The following is a 19,096-nucleotide window of genomic DNA, read 5'->3' on the forward strand; positions in this document are numbered from 1 at the left end:
TTGAATTATGTAATTCTCGGAAACTCCACCGCGGCCGTCGGCTGCATTGAGGGAATCCGTTCCGTGGATACTCAGGGGACAATCACGGTGATCTCCGACGAACCGTACGCGGCTTATTCCCGCCCGCTGATTTCCTACCTGCTGTACGGCAGCACGACGGAGGAAAAGATGCGGATCCGTCCGGACGATTTCTATGAAAAGATGAAAGTAAAGACTTTTCTGGGGAAGAAAGCGGTTCGGGTCGATTCCGGCCGTAAAGCGGTTGCGCTTGACAGCGGAGAATCGATTCCGTTCGACAGGCTTCTCATTGCGACAGGCTCCCGGCCGTTTGTTCCGCCGATGCAGGGGCTTGATAAAGTCGGAAAAAAGTTTTCCTTCCTGACGCTGAACGACGCGAAGGCGCTGGAATCCGTTTTAACCCCCGAAAGCCGGGTGCTGATCGTCGGCGCGGGCCTGATTGGCCTGAAATGCGCGGAGGGGATCTGCGGCCGCGTCGGCTCCATCACGGTGGTGGACCTTGCGGACCGGATTTTGCCGAGTATTCTGGACGAAGCGGGTTCCGAAATGGTGAAGAAGCACATCGAGCAAAACGGCATCAAGTTTCTGCTGGGGGACAGCGTCGCTGAGTTTGAGGAAAACCGAGCGCGTTTAAAAAGCGGCGGCGCGGTGGATTTCGACGTGCTGGTGGTCGCCGTCGGCGTGCGCCCGAACACGGAGCTGGCGGCGGAGGCCGGATGCGAGGTCGGGCGCGGCGTCGCGATTGACGAAACTTCCGCGACGAGCGTGCCGGGAATCTACGCGGCGGGCGACTGCTGCGAATGCCGGGACATTACGACAGGACAGCGGCGCGTGCTGGCGATTCTGCCGAACGCCTATCTTCAGGGCGAAACGGCGGGAGTGAATATGGCGGGCGGCGAAAAGTCGTTCGCGAACGCCGTGCCGATGAACGCCATCGGATTTTTCGGGCTGCATGTTCTGACCGCGGGCAGCTACGACGGGGAAGAGATCGTCGAGACGAAACCCGGCGTTTACAAAAAGCTGATTGTCAAGGATCATTTGCTCAAGGGCTTTATTCTGATCGGCGAAATCGCCCGGGCGGGGATTTACACTTCGCTGATTCGGGAGCAGACCCCGCTGGATACCGTCGATTTTGAGCTTTTGAAACAGAAGCCGCAGCTGATGGCGTTTACGGCGGAGCGCAGGGCGGTCAAACTCGGAGGTGCGAAATGAACCGGATTGATGCAAACGGCAGGGATTTCCGCGCGCTGAACGAGGAAATCCGGGCGGCGGGACAGGAAATTCTGATAGAAAACTGCATGGGACAGCGGTATATCGCGGCCGGGATGAGCGGGGTCAGCCTGACGATTCAAGGGATTCCCGGCAACGCTCTGGGGTGCTACCTGAACGGCGGAACCATCCGGGTGCACGGCAACGCGCAGGACCAGACCGGGGATACCATGAACAGCGGAACCATTGTGGTCGACGGTTCCTGCGGGGACGCGACCGGGTATTCGATGCGCGGCGGGAAAATTCTGGTGCGCGGCAACGCGGGCTACCGCGTCGGAATCCACATGAAGGCATACCGGGAACAGCAGCCGCTGATTGTGGTCGGCGGCGAAACGGGAAGTTTTCTGGGCGAATACCAGGCGGGCGGAACCATTATCGTGCTGGGAATCGGTTCTGAAAAGAAGGCTCCGGTCGGAAACCTGTGCGGCACCGGGATGCACGGCGGGAAGATGTTTCTGCGGGCGGAAGAACTCCCCGCGGACTTACCGCCTCAGGTGGCGGCTTCGAAAGCGACCGAAGAAGATATGGCGGAAATCGACGGGTATCTGGAAGAATTCTGCGCCGCGTTCTCCATGGAGAAGCAGAGCCTGTTTGACCGCCCGTTCTACGTGCTGCGGCCGAATTCCAATAACCCTTATCAAAACCTGTATACGTTCAATTAAATATTCTGATTGCGATAGAAAGAGCCGGGTGCTTCGAAAGAAACATCCGGCTGTTTGCAGTTATGTTTTCTAAACGGCTTTGTACAAATCGTCCAGCAGAGCTTCGATCCTTTGATGCGCGTTGATACAGTCGTAGTAATCGGCCGAAGGGTCGATTCCGTAATTTTCTTTGATATAATCGGCACCCTCCTGTTCCCCCTGAATGATCTTTTGGTAATATCCCGCGTAATTGCCGGAGGTTTTTCCTGAAGGAAAAGGAGTGCCTAAGGGAAAGACAGCGCCTGAGGGCAAGAGAGCGCACACGCGTATATGGGCTCTCCGGTAATCCTGATAAGACAAAGCGCCGTCGTTGGTCAGGTCGGCCAGAAGGCTGTTTAATTGGGAATCAGACAGGCCGGAAGAATCCGCCAAATGATATTTTTCCCGCAGATACTGTTTTTGAGCGGCAGTCAAAGTTTTTGTTCCGGTCGAGTTCCGCCCCGCCTCCGTGATGTTTGCCGATTGCCCGGATTGGTTTGCGGAAAGCTGTACGGTATCCTGATTGCTTTTTGAAGCGCTGTTCAGTTTCTCTGCGAAAGAAGCGGAGCTTGTCCCTTGCTTCGGTTTGCTCTTGGAATCGATGAGGGAAGCTGTTTGCGTGGCGGATAACGGGTTGATTGTCATGTTATAACACTCCATTTAGAATTCATTTGTGGATGGGGCTATGGTTCCCGAACCGACTATTTTTAATAACAGATTAGAATCATAATTTCATACTATCACAATGACATTTTTTGTCAATCTGTTTTCGCAAAAATGATCGGTTGCTTTTTTCGGGCCATTTTTCGCAAATCCTTATCAGAACCTTATACGTTCAATTAAGAGCGCTCATTATTTTCCTTTTCTGATACAAAGAGGGACTCCGGAAATCCGGGGTCCCTCTTATCAAAATATGTAATTTTCGGGATTACCCGTTCCCCAACTCCTTCATCCCCGCGAAATGCGCCGCGACGACGCGGTCGCACCACGCGTCGAATTCCGGGTCCGGCGTTTGCAGCTCCGGGTGGGAACGAAGGTACTCCACGCTGCGCCGCACGCCGTCGGAAAACCGGATTTCAGCCTGGAACCCCGGAACCAGGCGCTTGAGCTTGGAATTGTCGAACACGCCGCAATACGCTTTGTCGCCCAGCAGCTTGCCGAGCAGCTCCGGGTCGAACGCCGCGAGGAAATCGGACGGAATGTGAACCAGGTTCGGCTTAACGCCGAGAGCCGCGCCGATCGCCTCGTAGGCGTCGTTCCAGGTAATCGATTCGTCGCTTGTAATGTGAACCGCTTCGCCGATCGCGTGCGGGTTGCCGAGCAGGCCGCAGAACCCTTTCGCAAAATCGTCCGCGTGCGTAAACGTCCACAGCGTCAGCCCGTCGCCGTGGACGATGACGGGTTTCCCCGAAAGGATTCTTTGAAGAACCTGCCAGGAACCGTTTTCCCCGTGAACGGCAAGCGGAACGCTTCGTTCACTATAAGTGTGGCTGGGGCGTATGATGGTAACAGGGAAACCCTCGGAGCGGTACGCCGCCGTAAACAGCTCTTCGCAGGCGATTTTGTTTCTGGAATAGCTCCAGAAAGGGTTGCGGAGCGGCGTGCTTTCCGTGATCGGATAGCGGACGGGCGGCTTTTGATAAGCGGACGCGGAGCTGATAAAAATAAACTGGCCGGTGTTTCCGGTAAACAGTGAAACATCCCTCGCGGCCTGCTCGGGCGTCATGACGGTGAAGTCCGCCACCGCGTCGAACGCTCTGCCGGAAAGAAGCTTCCGGACCTTTTCCTCATCGGCAATATCCGCGCGGATACATTCGGCACCGTCGGGAACAAGCTCCGGGTGCGTGCCGCGCGTCAGCAAAGCGACCTCCGCTCCTCGGGAAAGAGCCAGTTTTACCGCGGCGGAGCTGATGGTACCCGTTCCGCCGATCAACAATACTTTCATCTTGCACACTCCGTTCTTCTGTATTATAATAAGATTATCGTATCTTTTGTCGGTTTGTCGCATAATGATTACAATACTCAAAAGTTCGTGGAAAGGAAGTGACCGCAATGCTGAAGAATTTGTCCTTTCTGAACATGCTGGTCTGGAACCTTGTGATCGTCGGATTGTGGCATGTCGTTGTCTTTTTAATTTGCATCAAGCTGCCGAAATCTTCCTTTGATCCTGCCAAAGAGCGTTATGCCCCCAAGGAGTGGGAGCATGGCGGCCGCTGGTACCGGGATACTTTAAAAATTCAGGTTTGGAAAGACAGAGTTCCGCAGCATATCGGGAAAAACGGTTTTTCCAAAAGGCATCTGACGGAAATGTCGGTCGAGTATCTGGATGAATTTATTCTGGAAACCTGCCGCGGCGAGTGGATGCATCTGAAAAACTGCATCTGCGCCGTCGTCGCGCTGATTATAAACCCGCTGCTTGTCGGAATCATCATGTCTTTCCTGATCATGCTGGCCAACGCGCCCTTTGCGGCGGTTCAGAGATATAACCGGTTCCGCCTGCTGATTCTGCGCAAAAGGCGTTTAAGGGAGAGCCGCGCTTCCGGAGTGGAGCAGAACACCGTCACCGCTTAACCAGAACATCGGTTGATTGGACAGCCCTGTCGTTTGCGGCACGGCTGTTTTTGATTGCGGGAAGGGTAATGGGATGGAAAAAAAACTGTGCCTTGCAGCCGCTTTTACCTGCTTTTTTCTGATGCGGCTGCTGCCGGCGTCCGCCGCTGCCGCGTCGCCAACCTATTTTTCCTATTCGCTGGACCCCGTTTCCGCTTCCGGGGAAGAACTGGTGCGCCTGAATGTGACGGCATACAAAACCGAAGAAACCGCCGCCGGCTTTCGGCTCAAGATCCATTATGACGAGGACAAGCTTGACTTTATCAGTACGGAAACCTCGGGGGCCGTTAAAAGCGGAACCATGCAAACCAGCGCGGACTCCGGCCTGATCAGCAGCGTGTATGTCTGCAATACGGAAAACGGCAGCGCGCCCCGGCTTTCCGGAACGATTGCTTCTTTCCTGTTTCAGGTTGCGGCGGACGCGCCGACGGGGAACACCGCTCTGACGGTTTCCGCGGACCAGATCTGCGATTATGACGGGGATTCTTTGGAAGCGGACAACACGGAAGCAAAGCTGAATCTGAAGATTCAACGGTCTCTCTCTTCGGAAGCCCGCCTGACCGAACTGATTCCGTCGGCCGGCTCGCTGGAACCGGAATTTGCGCCTTCCGTTCGCAATTATATTTTAAAAGTCGGCAGCGATGTCGGCAGCGTGGATTTCCAGACCGGCGCGGCGGGCGGCGGCAGCGTCCGTGTCAGCCGAAAAACACTCAACGGCGCGGGAAAAGAAACACAGATTGCCGTAACCGTTACTTCGGAGGACCGGACGCAAAACGCGCAGTACCTGATTACGGTTGAACGCGCGGCGAAAGACGCTGCTGGGTCTTCCATCACCGAGGGCAAGGCGGCGGGCGGAGGCCCCGGCCCTTCGCGGGAAACGGAAAGCGCCGCGCGGGAGGCTTCCGGCGGGAACCGGAGCGGACCCGGCTCCGGTTCGAAGAGCTCCCCGGGCTTTGCGGCGGGCGGCGCGGGGGAGAGCGCTTCCGGTTCCGGAGGAGACACGCGGCAATCGGAAGCACTGCAGGCGGCCGGCGACAGGACTTTGATTTTGGTCGGCGACCGGATGCCCACCTTTTTAACCGGGATGCTGCTTGCGGTTCTCTGCGCTCTGGTCGGGATTCTTCTCAGTCTGTGGCTGCCCATTCGACGCAAACAGGATTAAGGCTCATGTCTTTTTGACAAATTCCGTATGGCAGACCGGACAGGTAATGACGATTTTTCCTTTGCCTTTCGGCACCCGGAGCGTATTATTGCATTTGGGGCACCGGTAGTACCGGTGCGTTTTTTTATCGTTCATGCGGTACAGGGTTTTGCTTCGCCAGCTTTCAAACCGGGAGGAGCTGGTCCGGAACCACTGAAGAATCCGGTTCCAGAACCGCAGGAACACGGCGTTTTCCTGGTGCCGCTTCGAGATGTTTCGGGAAAAAATCCGGTAGAGCCCCCACACCAGAAGCGCGAGCGCCAGATAGGAAAGAAGCGGCAGCCGGAGAAGATTGGCGATAAAGATCAGCAGAAGATAAGCGGCCATCAGGCCGATGCTCAGCTGGTCGGAGCCGTACCGTCCCGCCATCATCCGATTGTACCAGTAGGTAAAGCGCATCAGCCAGTTCAAATTTTCACATCCTTTTGCCTTGCGGCGATTCTATTGTCATCATAGCATAGAATTTCCCAAAAGAATTGAATAAACTGTAAAAACAAAAATCCCCGCCGTGCGGCGGGGAAAAATCGGGAATTAACGAACGACTACCGTGGTTCCTTCCGGAATATTGTCGTAAATCCATTTTGCGTTTGCCGTTTCCAGCCGGATGCAGCCGTGGGAAGCCGGAGTGCCCAGCTTTGCCGCTTCCTGCGGTTCCATTTTCTGGTTCTCGTCGAACGGCACGCTGTGAAACAGGAAGGTCTTATAAAAACGGGTCCAGTAATAGGCTCCCTCTTTGACCGCGGGGTTGTAAAAAGACTTTCCGCGGTCCGTGACGGTAAAGGTGCCGGTCGGCGTATCGTTGCCGGCTTCCCCGGAAGAACACACATATTCCTGCACCAGGCGGTCCTTCGCGTCCAGAATAGAAACCTTCTGATCCTTGAGCGAAACATTGATTTTCAGCGGCTTGGCCGCCTCATCCAGCGAGATTTTTTCCGCCTCGGAGGAGGAGGGTTCCTCAGACGTTTGGCTTTGCGGGGCCGCGGAAGACGCCGGCGCGGAAGGAACCGGCGCGGACGAGACGGCCGTGCCCGACGGCGGCGCGGAGGAGGAGTCCTTTTTGGCCGCTTCGGCGATCATATCAAATTTCATCCAGTCCACGACGGCGGTCATTCCCGCGCGGAACTGTACCGGCCTGAGCGAAGCGTACGTCGCGCCCGCACCGACAAACAGAATCAGGGCTGCGAGCAGTATGCGGTTTAACGGTCTTTTTCCGAACTCCTTCATCGGGAATCGGCACGTCCTTTCTATTTTTAACGGATCCCTGTCGTTTCGTGAGGAAAAGGGTCGTTTTCCTTTTTTTATTATTATAAATCAAAAGGACGTGTTTTGCCAACCTCCGGGAAAGAATTCACAATAAATTTATAGAATAAGGAAATATTGGATTTCCGTCAGGCGGCGGGGTCCGCGACCACGCCGAGGAACAGGGGCAGATTCGTCGAGGTGTCGACGACGGCGATGACGAACGGCCGGTCGAATACGACCGAACGGGGCCGCTGAGAGGATGAGGATCCCGCGTCCAGGATGACGGCGGTTGCCGCGCCGGCTTTTAAACCTGCCTCGTCAACCTGAAGAAAGGTTTTTTGCAGCACGCTGCCGATATAAAGATTTCCCGCGGGGGAAGAGCCCATCGCGGAAAAATCGGCTTTGCCGCTGTTGAACGCGTCGGTAAGGCCAAGCGACTGCAGCGCGTCGTTCAGGCTCAGCGCACAGCTGAATTTGAATTTCGGCAGAGTCCCAATCGCCGTTCCGTCACCCCCGGAGCGCAGCAGGCTTAAAAACTTCCGGCCGGTCAGCGATTGAACATAGTCGTTGACGGAGGTTCCGCTTTTCGGCAGAATCGCCGCGAACGCGTAACGCGGGTCCTTGAGCGGCTTGAGGATTCCCTCCGCTTCGCCGTCGTGCAGGTACGTTTCCGTCGACTCCATCATTTTCACGGTTTTGTCGCCTTCCGGCGCGTGAAACGTGCCGTCCCGGCTGTTGATGTAGGGGGATCTCCATTCCTGTTCCAGATACAGCGCGTTGATCAGGATCATCATTTCTTCCGGTTCGATCCGCCCGACCATCTTTTTGATGGTTCCGCCGGTGTTTTTGTCGACCCAGCTGTTGATCTTTCCCACGGCCGCGGGGTCGCCGAAGTCGAGCTTGTAGGCGTCCGCGCCGAAGAAATCGGCGTTGCTTTGCAGAAACGGCTTTTTGACCGAAAGGCCCTGGTCCCGGTACCAGATTGAGTTGGCAAGCAGAGTTTTCCCGCTGGTGACGGCTTTCAGCGCGCTCTGCTCGGCGGCAAAGTTTTTGTTCAGCGCGGAAAGATCCATCCCGCCGCCCAGCAGGGCTTCAAACTGGGAAAGCGTGCCGCCCTTCGCTCCGTTTGCCGTCATGCCGAGCGCCAGGGCGGCGGAAGTCGGGGAGACAAGCGAGTTTTTGCCCGCGTCGGCTGTTTTTTGAAACAGTTGTACCGCGAAATCCGCCTGCGCTGAGATAAAGTCCTGACCGGGCGCGGCGGGAACCTGCTGCTTTTGCGCACGGATGTTTTCCATCAGGTTTTCCTTTGCTTCCACGGTGACGGTCGCCGGTTTTAAAAGCGGCGAAAAAACCAGCGCGCAGACCAGAGCGGCGGCAAGCGCGCCGGGAAAGACCCATTTTGCGGTGCGCGGGCGCCGCGGCTGCTGCTGCATCCGGGAAGCGGCCGCATGCCTCCATGTTTCCGAAGCCCGAATCCGTTCGCATTCCTCACGGTACTGTTCTTTATGATTCATCGTCAAAACCTCCTGTCAAAGAGTTTTTCAGCGCGGCGCGCGCCCGGAACAGCCAGGAGGACACCGTGTTTTCCCTCCTGCGCAGGATGTGTGAAATCTCCCTGACGCTGTACCCTTCGTAATAATAAAGGTAAATCACGTTCCGGTACGGAACGGGAAGGCACAGCACCGCGTCCAGTACTTCCGTGCTGTGCGGGGAATCGGGGACCGACTCCTCCAGCGCGACGGTCGGCCGGTTCCGCGCCGATTTCAGAAAATCCCGGCACTGATTGACGGTGACGCGGATCATCCAGGCTTTTTCGTGTTCCGGGGAAGCGAACGAACGGCGCGCGGTGATCCGTTTCAGGAAAACCTCCTGCGCGATGTCCTCGGCGTCCGCTCTGGCTTTCACATTGTGAAGGGCAATCCGAAGCACCATGTCGGAATAGCGGTTTAAAAGCTCCTCCGCTTCTCCGCTAGGCTCTGCTGCTTTCATCCATTTCTCCCCTTTCAAATAGAATACGATTGAGGCGCCGATTTCCTTGCGCCCGGGTAAAAAATTTCCGCCGTTTTCCACTCCGGCCCGCATACCCCGCAAATTCAGAAATAATTTTCAGTTCGTTCATATTTGGGCTTGCAACAAGGTATCTCTATGGTATAAAATAAGGATGTAAAACAGTATGCGAAGATTACAATGAATGGGCAACGGGGTCCGACACGCTGTGCCGGGTTTTTTTTGACTTTATTTAAAATCTTACCGTCGGGAGGTATGCGGAATGGGCCATTACAGCAAAGAGGATATCTACAAGCTGATGGATGAAAACGACGTTACGTTCATTCGTCTGCAGTTTACGGATATTACGGGAATGATGAAGAACGTCGCGATCACCAAAAATCAGCTGAAAAAAGCGCTGAACAACCAGTGCGTGTTCGACGGCTCGTCTCTTGACGGTTTCGCGCGCGACGCGGAATCGGACATGTGCCTGCACCCGGACCGGGACACGTTTACCATGCTTCCCTGGCGGCCGACTCACGACGGGGTCGCGCGTTTTATCTGCGACGTCTATTCCCCGGACGGCGAGCCCTATGACGGCGACCCCCGGCGGATCCTGAAAAAAGAAATGAAAAAGGCAGAGGAACTCGGGATCGAGTTTAATGTTGGTCCGGAATGCGAATTCTTCCTGTTCGAAATGGACGATTACGGCAGGCCGACCACGCAGACGCGCGACACCGCGGGCTATTTCGACCTCGGCTCCATTGATATCGGCGGCGATATCCGCCGCGAAATCTGCCTGACGCTGGAAAGCATGGGCTTTGAGGTGGAGGCCTCTCACCACGAAGCGGCGGTCGGGCAGCATGAAATTGACTTCAAATACGATACGGCGCTCAAGACGGCCGACAATATCATGACGTTTAAAATGGCGGTTAAATCGATGGCGAAGGCTTCCGGCGGTTACGCGACCTTTATGCCGAAACCCCGTTCGGATGTGAGCGGCTCCGGAATGCATCTTCACATGTCGCTGATGCGCGACGGAAAAAATCTGTTCGACGGCCCTGACGATCCGTCCGGCAACGGCCTGAGCGAGACGGCCTACCGGTTTATGGCCGGGCTTCTCGCGCATGCCAGGGCGCTGACCGCGGTCTGCAATCCGACCGTCAATTCCTACAAGCGCCTTGCTTCCGGTTACGAGGCGCCCGTTCACATCACGTGGTCCTGCCGCAACCGCAGCCCGCTCGTACGCATCCCCTCTTCCCGGGGAAAAGGGGCCCGCATTGAATTCCGTTCCCCGGACCCCTCCGCGAACCCGTACCTGATGCTTGCATGCTGCCTGGCGGCCGGACTGGACGGCGTTGAGAAGAAGATGACGCCGCCGCCCGCGACGGATTGCGACCTGTTCGACCTGCCGGAGGAAAAAATCAATGAAATGGGGATTGAAACGCTTCCGCTCAGCCTGATTGACGCCATGGAAGCGCTGAAAAGCGATCCGGTGATTGCGAATGTGCTTGGGGGGCACGCCCTGCATAATTTCCTGCTGGAAAAAGAGCGGGAATGGGCTCGTTACACCCGCGCGGTGACCGACTGGGAAATTGAAAATTACTTGCAGAAATATTAAGCCGGGGCCGTCTGTATGGCCCTGAACGGCCGTACCCCGCCGCTGCGGCAGCAGCGGCGGGACTTTTTTCGTCCGGTCTTGAATTCGTTTCTGCGGAGAGCTAAAATAGGAACATTATTTGATACGGAAGGCGATGAGATGCCGTTGCAAAAAAACGTTCTGGCCGTACACGATATTTCCTGCGTCGGGAAATGCTCGCTGACGGTGGCGCTGCCGATCCTATCCGCGGCGGGCTGCACCGTCAGCGTTCTGCCGACGGCGGTGCTTTCGACGCATACAGGGGGATTCACGGGGTTTACGTTCCGGGACCTGACCGAGGATATTCCGAAAATCGCGGACCACTGGAAATCACTGGGACTGCGGTTCGACGCGATTTACACCGGATACCTTGGCTCGTTTGACCAGCTCCGGCTGGTTTCCGGGCTGATTGACGAATTGGCCGCGCCGGGGGCGATGGTGTGCGTTGATCCGGTCATGGCGGACAACGGCAGTCTGTACGCTTCTTTTGGCCCTGAATTCCCGCAGGGGATGGCGGCTCTCTGCCGGAAGGCGGACCTGATTCTGCCGAACCGGACGGAGGCTGCGCTGCTGCTGGGGGAGCCGTACCGGGAGGGCCGGCAGGACCGCAGGACTGCGGAGGAAATGCTTCGGCGGCTGTCGGAGCTTGGCCCCCGCCGCGTGGTCTTGACGGGCGTTTCTTTCAGCGCGGAACAAACCGGATGCGCCGCGTACGACCGCGAGACGGGTGAATTCCGCTTCGCGTTCGCTCCGAAAATCGAAGGGAATTACCACGGCACGGGCGACGTGTTTGCCAGCGCGCTGATCGGCGCGCTGATGAACGGCTTCTCCCTCGGCGCGGCTGCTCAAGAGGCCGTCGACTTTACGCAGCGTGCGATTGCCCGGACTCATCTGGCGGGGACGGACGTGCGCTACGGCGTAAATTTTGAAGAGGGAATCCCTTCCTATGCGCAAAGACTGGCTCCGGACCCGGAGGCTTTGTAACGGAACCGTGAAAAAAAGGAAAATCTTGGCTGCCGGAAATTTCCGGCTCGTATTCAATAGAGAAAGGCGACTGGAATGAAACATAAAATCCGTACGGAAGCATTTGACCTGATGCAGTATTTTTATACTTCGGCGCACAATCCGCTGATCCGCGCGATAATCCGCTTTTCGGGGCGTCTGGACCCGGATGTGCTCAGACGCGCGGTTGAGCTTTCGGTTTCCGCGGTTCCCGTTTTCCGGTGCGTCTTTTCATCGGAAACGCACGGCTGGGAAGACAAGGGATTCGGGGCGGACCGGATCGTGAGCGTGTCGGAAAACACGGAGGGCGCCGCGGCGGAAGAGCGCCTGCTGCTGGATACGATCAGGTTGGATTCGGAGCCGCAGCTGAAAATCCATTTGGTGCGCGGGCCGGAATCCGACACCCTCTGCGTGATTATCAGCCATCTTGTGGCGGATGGGGCCGGGTTTAAGGAGTACCTGTACCTGCTGGCGTCCCTTTACCGCCGCTGTTTGGAAAATCCCGGCTTTATTGTACCGCCTGAGCCGCTGGACCGCGACGTCGGACAGGTTTTCAGGGGGATGGGCGCGGCGGAGCGAATCAGGGTCCTGCGTTCCCCTGTTAAAATTGAAAAACAGGAGCCGGAAATGTTTCTGCCGATGGAGAAAGAGGAGGGGGAGCCGGTCACCGTTCTGCGCCGCGTCGAAAGCGAGCTTCTCACGGAGCTGAAGCGGTATGCAAAAAAGAGGGGAGCAACCTTCAATGACCTTATGCTGACGGCATACGGACGCGCGCACCATGCGATCACGGGGGTGCGCGGAATTCTCGATTCCCTGTCCGGTTGATTTGCGCAAGTACCTTTCCGAAAGCGAAAAGTGCGGAATCTGCAACCTGACGAGCAATTACATTTGCCGCTTTTCGATGAAAAAAAACGAGCCGTTTGAAGAGACCCTCGGGAAAACCGCCGCCCAGATGTCCTCACAGAAGGAAAACCGGAACTGCCTGAAAGGGCCGCTTGTTCTGGATTTTCTGTTCGCCGTTCTGCCTTATTCCGCCGCGAAAAAACTTTTTGACAAGAAATTTTCAATTCCGGTTGTCTCCTTTACGAATCTTGGGGTTTTGGATTGGCGCAGGCTCGATTTCGGCAACGGAAAAATCAATGACGCCTACCTTGCGACGGCGGTCAAGCACCCGCCCAGTTTTCAGGTTTCGGTTTCCACGTTCGGCGGCCGCTGCGCGCTTTGCAGCAGCCTGTACGCAACGGAGAAAAACAGGCGCGTCGCCGAACGGTTTCTGGACGGGATGATTCAGGAACTGGAGAGCGCTGTTTCGCCTTCTTCGCATAAAGCTCCGGCGAAAAGCCAAAATAATGCCGGAGGTGGTTCCAGTGCCCAAAGACAGCCAGCCGGACAACAAGAAGGATCGGATTCGAAAGGCGAACGGGCAGACGCCCGTGACAAGGGAAAATCAAAATCAAAACCGAAACGCAAAAAAACAGTCCATCAAAAATAACGATGTATAAAAGAGGGTGCCTCAATGGCGAAAGCGGGAATGCGGCGCCCCGATTCCGGAGAGCCGACGCAAAGCAGTAAAAAAGCGCATATGCCGAGGAACACGCGTCCGGTGCCGGAGCTGCAGGGCAAAGCAAAACACGGGGAAAAACGCGCGCGGCCGACGTAACGGGCAGGGGAAAAAGCGGTTTTCGCTTTTTCCCCTGCGCCTTTTCCCCTCCGGACAGCCGGGGCATGCGCGCGGGCGTGGCCTGCTCAGGGGCGGAGATAGGCGTATCAAATCCATATCATCACTATAATACCAAATTCCGGACTTTGTAAGGCTTTTTTGCAAAATTCGGATCTGGGCATCGCAGGGCAAAGACAGATTTGCGCGGGCATGCTATACTATTACAAAATGATTGATCGGGGGAGCTGCCGTAATGGGCGAAATCATCACCATCTATAAAATCAACTGCTATTCCGCGCCGGAACCGGAGCAGGAGGGGGAAAGCTGCTCCCTGCTTCCGTGGAGGAATCAGCCGGGCGTAACCGGCCGTGACGACGGCGGAAGGGACTATGTTCTGCCGGAGGAGTACGGCGCGGGCATCGCGCCGGGCGGCGACCCTGCCGTGTTCAGCGCGGAGGGCGGCCTTTGCGGGCTGATGCTGCACAACGGCTGCCCGCTTTTGATCGATGAAAAAAAACGGCGGGCTTATCTTTTGGAGCCGGTCAAAAAAATCGCGTCATACCGGCAGGCAACCGGCATGACGCTCGCCGAGCTTGCCGAACGGCTTTCCGTTACGCCTCAGCTGCTGTATCAGTGGGAAAACCTCGAGCGTGAGCCGGATGAGGAAATCCTGCTTCAAATCGCGTCGATTCTGGGCTGTAATCCGTCGGATTTGCGATAAAAAATTTCTTCCGCGGCTTGCAAAGTAGACCGTTTCCGTCTATAATGTAAATGCACATCAATTTAGTATACATTAAGGGCAAATGCCCGTTTCATTGTAAAAAGTCGGAGAGGTGGAAAAGTCAGTGCAACTTTTGGAAATCAGGGATCTTGCGGTCAGCGTGGAGGGCAATCAGATTCTCAGCGGGCTGAACCTTACCGTGGGAAAAGGAGAAGTCCATGTTCTGATGGGCCCGAACGGCGCGGGAAAGTCCACACTGGTCAACACCGTGATGGGACATCCTCAGTACCATGTGGACGGCGGCTCGATTCTGTTTGACGGACAAGACATTACAAACGCGCCGGCGAATGAACGAGCGAAGGCCGGGCTGTTTCTTTCATTCCAGAATCCGGAGGAAGTGCCGGGAATTTCGCTGGAAAATTTCATGCGCACGTCGCGCTATGCCGTAACGGGGAAGCCGGTAAAGCTGTTTGCCTATAAAAAAGAGCTGGCGCAGAAGATGGAGGAGCTCCACATGGATGAGGAGTATGCCTCCCGCTATTTAAACGTCGGGTTTTCCGGCGGGGAAAAGAAAAAGTCGGAAATTTTGCAGATGCTGATGCTGAACCCGAAGCTCGCGATTCTGGACGAAACGGATTCCGGCCTGGACGTGGACGCGGTCAAAATCGTCTCGAAGGGCGTCGAAAAATTCAGAAACGGAGAGAATTCCCTGCTGATTATTACGCACAATACGAAGATACTTGATTTCCTGCCGGTGGACGCCGTGCATATCCTGATGGGCGGCAGAATCCAACAAACGGGCGACAGAACTCTGATCGACAGGATCAACGAATCGGGATTTCAGGGGCTTGAGGCCGTCTGAGAACGCGGAGGGAAATAAGAGTTGAACGCTTTGCATAAAAGAAAAACACAGGTGGAGGACATCGACCGCACGGTTTACGATATACGCGACCGTGTCAACGCCTCCTATCAGGTCGGACAGGGTCTGACGGCGAAAATTGTCAATGAGATTTCCGCCGCGAAAAACGATCCGGAGTGGATGCGCCTGTTCCGGCTCAAATCGCTTCAGATCTACAACCGCCTGCGGCTGCCGGGCTGGGGGCCGCCGCTCGACGAACTGAATATGGATGAGATCGTCACCTACATCCGTCCGAACACCCAACTGAAAGCCAAATGGAACGAGGTGCCGGACGACATTAAAAATACGTTTGAGCGCCTGGGAATTCCGGAAGCGGAACGCAAGTCGCTCGCGGGCGTCGGGGCGCAGTACGACTCTGAGGTCGTTTACCACAACGTGCGCGAGGAAGTCCGCCGTCAGGGCGTTATCTATACCGATATGGAAAGCGCGGTCCGGGACCCGGAATACGGCCCGATGGTTAAAAAGCATTTCATGAAGCTCGTCCCGCCGGAGGACCATAAATTCGTCGCCCTGCACGGGGCGGTCTGGTCGGGCGGTTCGTTTGTTTATGTTCCGCCGGGCGTCAATGTGGAAATTCCGCTTCAGTCCTATTTCCGGCTGAACGCGCCGGGCGCGGGCCAGTTCGAGCACACGCTGATTATCGTCGGCGAGGGCGCGAACCTCCACTTTATCGAGGGCTGCTCCGCGCCGAAATACAACGTTGCGAACCTGCACGCCGGGTGCGTCGAGCTGTATGTGGGCAAAAACGCGCGCCTGCGTTACTCCACCATTGAAAACTGGTCGAAGAACATGTTCAACCTGAACACCAAGCGCGCGGTGGTTGAAGAGGGCGGGACCATCGAATGGGTGTCCGGCTCGTTCGGCTCCCATATTTCGAATTTGTACCCGATGAGCATTTTAAAGGGCGAAGGCTCCCGCATGGAATTTACCGGCATCACCTTCGCCGGCCGCGGCCAGTCGCTCGACACGGGCGCGAAGGTGGTTCACGCGGCGCCGCATACCTATTCAAGCATCAACACCAAGTCGATTTCGAAAGACGGCGGCTGGTGCACCTACCGCAGCTCGGTCAGCGTCCTGCCGCAGGCGTACGGCTGCAAATCGTCCGTTTCGTGCGAATCCTTGATGCTGGACGACCGTTCCCGCTCCGACACGATTCCGGTTATGGACATCCGCAACGACGACGTGGACGTCGGACACGAAGCAAAGATCGGCCGCATCAGCGACGACGCGATTTTTTACCTGATGAGCCGCGGCATTTCCGAAGAGGACGCCAAGGCGATGATCGTGACCGGCTTTGCGGAGCCGATCGCCAAGGAACTCCCGGTGGAATACGCCGTGGAGATGAACAACCTGATTAAGCTGGAAATGGAGGGCTCCATCGGTTAAGGCCGGTGAAAGGGATTAAAATGAATCTGGAACTGGAACATGTCAATTCCCTGCCGGCGCCCACCTGGTTCCGGCTGGGAATCAACGAAATCAAAATCGGGGAAACAATTCCCGAAATTCATCCGTACGACGGGCAATATCTTTCCACGGAATTGCCGCGGAGTGTTGAAATCTCCGCGGAGCCGCTTCCCGCGCCGGAGCTTTCCACCGGCATGGGGGACGCGGTCAGGAATTTTACGGAGGACAACCGGACCTGCGGCGTCACGGTTCGCGTGCCGGACGGCGTGAAGGCGGAGCGACCGGTGCATCTGACTTACCGCGTGGACGAAAAGAATCCTTCCGTACTGGACGTCACGACGGTTGTCGCCGGGGAGAACAGCGAAGTGACCGTCGTCATGAGCTACACATCGGCGGCGGATTTCCCCGGCTTCCACGGGGGGCTGACAAAGCTTTACGCGGGCAAGAACGCGGTGATCCGGCTGATTCAGGTGCAGATGCTCGGCGACAAATGCGTGCATTACGACGATGTGGGCGCGCAGTGCGCCGAAAACGGCGAAGTCAGCGTGATTCAGGCGGAGCTTGGCGGGAAAAGCGCGGCGGCCGGCCTGAAAGCCGCCCTGAAGGGCCGGAAAAGTCTGCTGAATCTGAATACCATCTATTTTGGCGACCGCAGCCGTTCCATTGATATTAATTATTTGGCGGAGCATACCGGCCGCGCGACACACAGTGAAATCCACGCGAGCGGCGCGCTGATGGATGAAAGCCGCAAAACGTTCCGCGGAACCATCGATTTTATTCGCGGCTCCAAACGCGCGGTCGGGCACGAAAGCGAGTACAGCCTGTTGTTCAGCCCGAAAGTCGTGAATCGCTCCGCACCGCTGATTTTGTGCGCGGAAGAGGATGTGGAGGGCCAGCACGCGGCCTCCGCCGGCAAGATCGACAGCAACCGCCTGTTTTACCTCATGTCCCGCGGATTAAGCGAGCTGGATGCGAGAAAACTGCTGATCGAGGCGCAGTTCCGCCCGGTGACCGACCGGATTCCGGACCCGGCGCTGCGGGACGCGGTTTCCGAGTATGTGAAAGAGAGGCTGGAAGCCATTGAATCCGTATCTTAACGATTTTCCGATTCTGAAAGAAGAACACAACGGCAAACGCCTTGTTTACCTGGACAACGCCGCCACAACGCAGAAGCCGCTTTCCGTCATCCGGGCCGTGGACGAATACTACCGCAGCTCCAACGCGAATCCGCACCGCGGTCTTTATGAGCTGAGCATTCGCGCCACACAGATGTACGAGGACTCCCGCGCCGCGGTTCGTGAATTCATTCACGCGGAGAAGGACTGCGAGGTCCTGTTTACCCGCAACGCGTCCGAATCCCTGAACCTTGTGGCGTACAGTTACGGGCTGAACTTCATGAAAGAAGGGGACGAAATCGCCCTGCCGGTTTCCGAACACCACAGCAATGTTCTGCCGTGGCAGATGGTGGCAAGGGCGAAGGGCGCGAAGCTGGTCTTTCTGTATCCGGACAAAAACGGCCGCCTGCCTCAGGCGGAGCTGGACAAAATCGGCCCCAAAACGAAGCTGGTCGCGGTCGCTCATGTTTCCAATGTTTTGGGCACGGTGTACCCCGTGGAGGAAATCGTCCGCAGGGCGCACAAAGCCGGCGCAGTGGTTGTGCTGGACTGCGCGCAGAGCATTCCGCATTACCCGGTCGATGTTAAAAAGCTGGATGTGGATTTCGCCGCGTTTTCCGGTCATAAGATGCTGGCGCCGATGGGCGTCGGCGTGCTGTACGGAAAAGAAGAGCTGCTGAATCAAATGCCGCCGTTTTTAACCGGCGGCGAGATGATCGAATCTGTCAGCGAGCAGGACGCGACGTTCGCACCGCTGCCGCAGAAGTTTGAAGCCGGGACGCAGAACGTCGGGGGAGCGGTTGGCTTGGCCGCCGCGATCGGCTACCTCAAACAGGTCGGCTACGACACAATTATCAAAACGGAAGAGGAACTGCTGGCATACGCGCTCGACGGTATGGCGAAGATTCCGCATGTGACGGTGTACGGTGACACCAGAGCGGGCGAGCAGCGCTGCGGCGTGATCTCGTTTAACGTGGACGGAGTCCATCCGCACGACGTTTCCTCCATCCTGGATTCCGACGGGGTGGCAATCCGCGCCGGGCATCACTGCGCGCAGCCGCTCATGCAGTACCTTGGCGTGAACGCAACCTGCCGCGCAAGCCTGTATTTTTACAATACGAAAGAAGATATTGATATTTTTCTTGCAAGCCTGAAAAAAGTCAGGGGGTGGCTCGGCCTTGGGGATTGAAAACATCTACACGCAGATTCTGACGGAACACAATAACTCCAGCCGCAACAAGCACCATATTGAGAATCCCACCGCGGTGCTCAAAGGCGTCAACCCGAGCTGCGGCGATGAAATTGAGCTGGAGCTGCGCGAAAAGGACGGCGTGATTGAGGACGCCGGCTTTACCGGCATCGGCTGCGCGATTTCACAGGCTTCGGCCTCCATTATGATCGACCTGATCAAGGGGCAGACCAAAGAGGAAGCGCTTCGTTTGGCGAATCTGTTTTTCGGCATGATCAAGAACGAAGTAACGGATGAATCGCAGCTGGAAGACCTTGACGAAGCGATTGCGCTCAAGGACATTTCCCACATGCCCGCCCGCGTCAAATGCGCCGTGCTGGGGTGGCACACGCTGGAAAACGCGATTCACGGGGAGCGAAACCCAGAAAAATCGTAAGGAAG

21 protein-coding genes are annotated in these 19,096 nt (G+C 56.5%); 15 read left to right on the forward strand and 6 right to left on the reverse strand.

From position 1 onward, the window contains the following. Both HCR03_RS15490 and HCR03_RS15495 read left to right on the forward strand, forming a co-directional pair. Positions 1-1,230, forward strand: coding sequence for an NAD(P)/FAD-dependent oxidoreductase (locus HCR03_RS15490; RefSeq protein ID WP_187035260.1), 1,230 nt, complete (start codon positions 1-3; stop codon positions 1,228-1,230). Continuing rightward, positions 1,227-1,949, forward strand: a complete 723-nt coding sequence (locus HCR03_RS15495) for a GltB/FmdC/FwdC-like GXGXG domain-containing protein (RefSeq protein ID WP_187035262.1) — start codon at positions 1,227-1,229, stop codon at positions 1,947-1,949. The genes HCR03_RS15490 and HCR03_RS15495 overlap by 4 nt, the downstream gene beginning before the upstream one ends. 69 nt (positions 1,950-2,018) lie before the next feature. Here the strand turns inward: HCR03_RS15495 and HCR03_RS15500 are convergent, their stop codons facing one another. Next, positions 2,019-2,612 (reverse strand): hypothetical protein, encoded by a 594-nt coding sequence (locus tag HCR03_RS15500; RefSeq protein ID WP_066645418.1) that lies wholly within the window; start codon positions 2,610-2,612, stop codon positions 2,019-2,021. 283 nt (positions 2,613-2,895) lie between these two features. Further along, complete coding sequence (locus tag HCR03_RS15505; RefSeq protein WP_187035264.1) at positions 2,896-3,912, reverse strand: SDR family oxidoreductase; 1,017 nt, start codon at positions 3,910-3,912, stop codon at positions 2,896-2,898. Between the two features lie 107 nt (positions 3,913-4,019). Between HCR03_RS15505 and HCR03_RS15510 the strand changes: the two genes are divergently transcribed. Then, positions 4,020-4,538 carry a glycosyl-4,4'-diaponeurosporenoate acyltransferase CrtO family protein gene (locus HCR03_RS15510; RefSeq protein WP_066646003.1) on the forward strand — a complete coding sequence of 173 codons (519 nt, stop codon included), beginning with the start codon at positions 4,020-4,022 and terminating at the stop codon, positions 4,536-4,538. Between the two features lie 73 nt (positions 4,539-4,611). Next, positions 4,612-5,739 (forward strand): cohesin domain-containing protein, encoded by a 1,128-nt coding sequence (locus tag HCR03_RS15515; protein ID WP_187035266.1) that lies wholly within the window; start codon positions 4,612-4,614, stop codon positions 5,737-5,739. A gap of 3 nt (positions 5,740-5,742) precedes the next feature. Here HCR03_RS15515 and HCR03_RS15520 read toward each other — a convergent pair whose 3' ends face one another. From HCR03_RS15520 to HCR03_RS15535, 4 genes are all read right to left on the reverse strand, one after another. Then, positions 5,743-6,189: a hypothetical protein gene (locus tag HCR03_RS15520; protein ID WP_228724989.1), complete on the reverse strand. Its 447-nt coding sequence runs from the start codon at positions 6,187-6,189 to the stop codon at positions 5,743-5,745. A gap of 120 nt (positions 6,190-6,309) precedes the next feature. Continuing rightward, positions 6,310-7,002 (reverse strand): L,D-transpeptidase, encoded by a 693-nt coding sequence (locus HCR03_RS15525; RefSeq protein WP_187035268.1) that lies wholly within the window; start codon positions 7,000-7,002, stop codon positions 6,310-6,312. Positions 7,003-7,166: 164 nt separating this feature from the next. Further along, positions 7,167-8,534 carry a serpin family protein gene (locus HCR03_RS15530; RefSeq protein WP_187035270.1) on the reverse strand — a complete coding sequence of 456 codons (1,368 nt, stop codon included), beginning with the start codon at positions 8,532-8,534 and terminating at the stop codon, positions 7,167-7,169. Further along, positions 8,524-9,009: a sigma-70 family RNA polymerase sigma factor gene (locus HCR03_RS15535; protein WP_156989585.1), complete on the reverse strand. Its 486-nt coding sequence runs from the start codon at positions 9,007-9,009 to the stop codon at positions 8,524-8,526. Before HCR03_RS15535 ends, HCR03_RS15530 begins: the two co-directional genes overlap by 11 nt. A 280-nt stretch (positions 9,010-9,289) precedes the next feature. Here HCR03_RS15535 and glnA point away from each other — a divergent pair, with 280 nt between their 5' ends. The 11 genes from glnA to sufU all read left to right on the forward strand — a co-directional run bounded on the left by glnA (position 9,290) and on the right by sufU (position 19,091). Continuing rightward, the gene (glnA, locus tag HCR03_RS15540) at positions 9,290-10,627 is read left to right on the forward strand and encodes a type I glutamate--ammonia ligase (protein ID WP_156989586.1); all 1,338 of its coding nucleotides are present in this window, start codon (positions 9,290-9,292) and stop codon (positions 10,625-10,627) included. Between the two features lie 138 nt (positions 10,628-10,765). After that, positions 10,766-11,629: a pyridoxamine kinase gene (locus tag HCR03_RS15545; protein ID WP_066646011.1), complete on the forward strand. Its 864-nt coding sequence runs from the start codon at positions 10,766-10,768 to the stop codon at positions 11,627-11,629. 75 nt (positions 11,630-11,704) lie between these two features. Then, a complete protein-coding gene (locus HCR03_RS15550) occupies positions 11,705-12,472 on the forward strand; it encodes a hypothetical protein (protein WP_187035272.1) in 768 nt (255 codons plus the stop codon). Further along, positions 12,426-13,139, forward strand: coding sequence for a hypothetical protein (locus HCR03_RS15555; RefSeq protein ID WP_187035274.1), 714 nt, complete (start codon positions 12,426-12,428; stop codon positions 13,137-13,139). The genes HCR03_RS15550 and HCR03_RS15555 overlap by 47 nt, the downstream gene beginning before the upstream one ends. A gap of 24 nt (positions 13,140-13,163) precedes the next feature. Beyond that, complete coding sequence (locus HCR03_RS15560) at positions 13,164-13,307, forward strand: hypothetical protein (RefSeq protein ID WP_166525041.1); 144 nt, start codon at positions 13,164-13,166, stop codon at positions 13,305-13,307. A 253-nt stretch (positions 13,308-13,560) separates the two neighbouring features. Beyond that, entirely contained in the window at positions 13,561-14,028 is a 468-nt protein-coding gene (locus tag HCR03_RS15565) for a helix-turn-helix domain-containing protein (RefSeq protein WP_066645991.1), read from the forward strand. Between the two features lie 124 nt (positions 14,029-14,152). Continuing rightward, on the forward strand, positions 14,153-14,890 hold the full coding sequence (gene sufC, locus HCR03_RS15570; protein ID WP_228724990.1) for a Fe-S cluster assembly ATPase SufC: 738 nt from the start codon (positions 14,153-14,155) through the stop codon (positions 14,888-14,890). 30 nt (positions 14,891-14,920) lie between these two features. Beyond that, positions 14,921-16,333, forward strand: coding sequence for a Fe-S cluster assembly protein SufB (gene sufB / locus HCR03_RS15575; RefSeq protein ID WP_156989603.1), 1,413 nt, complete (start codon positions 14,921-14,923; stop codon positions 16,331-16,333). A 20-nt stretch (positions 16,334-16,353) separates the two neighbouring features. Beyond that, entirely contained in the window at positions 16,354-17,448 is a 1,095-nt protein-coding gene (locus tag HCR03_RS15580; RefSeq protein ID WP_187035276.1) for a SufD family Fe-S cluster assembly protein, read from the forward strand. Beyond that, positions 17,432-18,655 (forward strand): cysteine desulfurase, encoded by a 1,224-nt coding sequence (locus tag HCR03_RS15585; protein WP_066645980.1) that lies wholly within the window; start codon positions 17,432-17,434, stop codon positions 18,653-18,655. Before HCR03_RS15580 ends, HCR03_RS15585 begins: the two co-directional genes overlap by 17 nt. After that, positions 18,645-19,091: a Fe-S cluster assembly sulfur transfer protein SufU gene (gene sufU / locus HCR03_RS15590; RefSeq protein ID WP_066645978.1), complete on the forward strand. Its 447-nt coding sequence runs from the start codon at positions 18,645-18,647 to the stop codon at positions 19,089-19,091. The genes HCR03_RS15585 and sufU overlap by 11 nt, the downstream gene beginning before the upstream one ends. The last annotated feature ends 5 nt before the right edge of the window (positions 19,092-19,096 follow it).

The organism is Caproicibacter fermentans, from assembly GCF_014303955.1.
GTDB lineage: Bacteria > Bacillota > Clostridia > Oscillospirales > Acutalibacteraceae > Caproicibacter > Caproicibacter fermentans.

Bases quoted from the DNA above. Each gene is read 5' to 3' on its own strand.
- HCR03_RS15495 (WP_187035262.1), top strand. From the start codon at position 1,227: ATGAACCGGATTGATGCAAACGGCAGGGATTTCCGCGCGCTGAACGAG.
- HCR03_RS15500 (WP_066645418.1), bottom strand. From the start codon at position 2,612: ATGACAATCAACCCGTTATCCGCCACGCAAACAGCTTCCCTCATCGAT.
- HCR03_RS15505 (WP_187035264.1), bottom strand. From the start codon at position 3,912: ATGAAAGTATTGTTGATCGGCGGAACGGGTACCATCAGCTCCGCCGCG.
- HCR03_RS15510 (WP_066646003.1), top strand. From the start codon at position 4,020: ATGCTGAAGAATTTGTCCTTTCTGAACATGCTGGTCTGGAACCTTGTG.
- HCR03_RS15515 (WP_187035266.1), top strand. From the start codon at position 4,612: ATGGAAAAAAAACTGTGCCTTGCAGCCGCTTTTACCTGCTTTTTTCTG.
- HCR03_RS15525 (WP_187035268.1), bottom strand. From the start codon at position 7,002: ATGAAGGAGTTCGGAAAAAGACCGTTAAACCGCATACTGCTCGCAGCC.
- HCR03_RS15530 (WP_187035270.1), bottom strand. From the start codon at position 8,534: ATGAATCATAAAGAACAGTACCGTGAGGAATGCGAACGGATTCGGGCT.
- HCR03_RS15535 (WP_156989585.1), bottom strand. From the start codon at position 9,009: ATGAAAGCAGCAGAGCCTAGCGGAGAAGCGGAGGAGCTTTTAAACCGC.
- glnA (WP_156989586.1), top strand. From the start codon at position 9,290: ATGGGCCATTACAGCAAAGAGGATATCTACAAGCTGATGGATGAAAAC.
- HCR03_RS15545 (WP_066646011.1), top strand. From the start codon at position 10,766: ATGCCGTTGCAAAAAAACGTTCTGGCCGTACACGATATTTCCTGCGTC.
- HCR03_RS15550 (WP_187035272.1), top strand. From the start codon at position 11,705: ATGAAACATAAAATCCGTACGGAAGCATTTGACCTGATGCAGTATTTT.
- HCR03_RS15555 (WP_187035274.1), top strand. From the start codon at position 12,426: ATGCGATCACGGGGGTGCGCGGAATTCTCGATTCCCTGTCCGGTTGAT.
- HCR03_RS15560 (WP_166525041.1), top strand. From the start codon at position 13,164: ATGGCGAAAGCGGGAATGCGGCGCCCCGATTCCGGAGAGCCGACGCAA.
- HCR03_RS15565 (WP_066645991.1), top strand. From the start codon at position 13,561: ATGGGCGAAATCATCACCATCTATAAAATCAACTGCTATTCCGCGCCG.
- HCR03_RS15580 (WP_187035276.1), top strand. From the start codon at position 16,354: ATGAATCTGGAACTGGAACATGTCAATTCCCTGCCGGCGCCCACCTGG.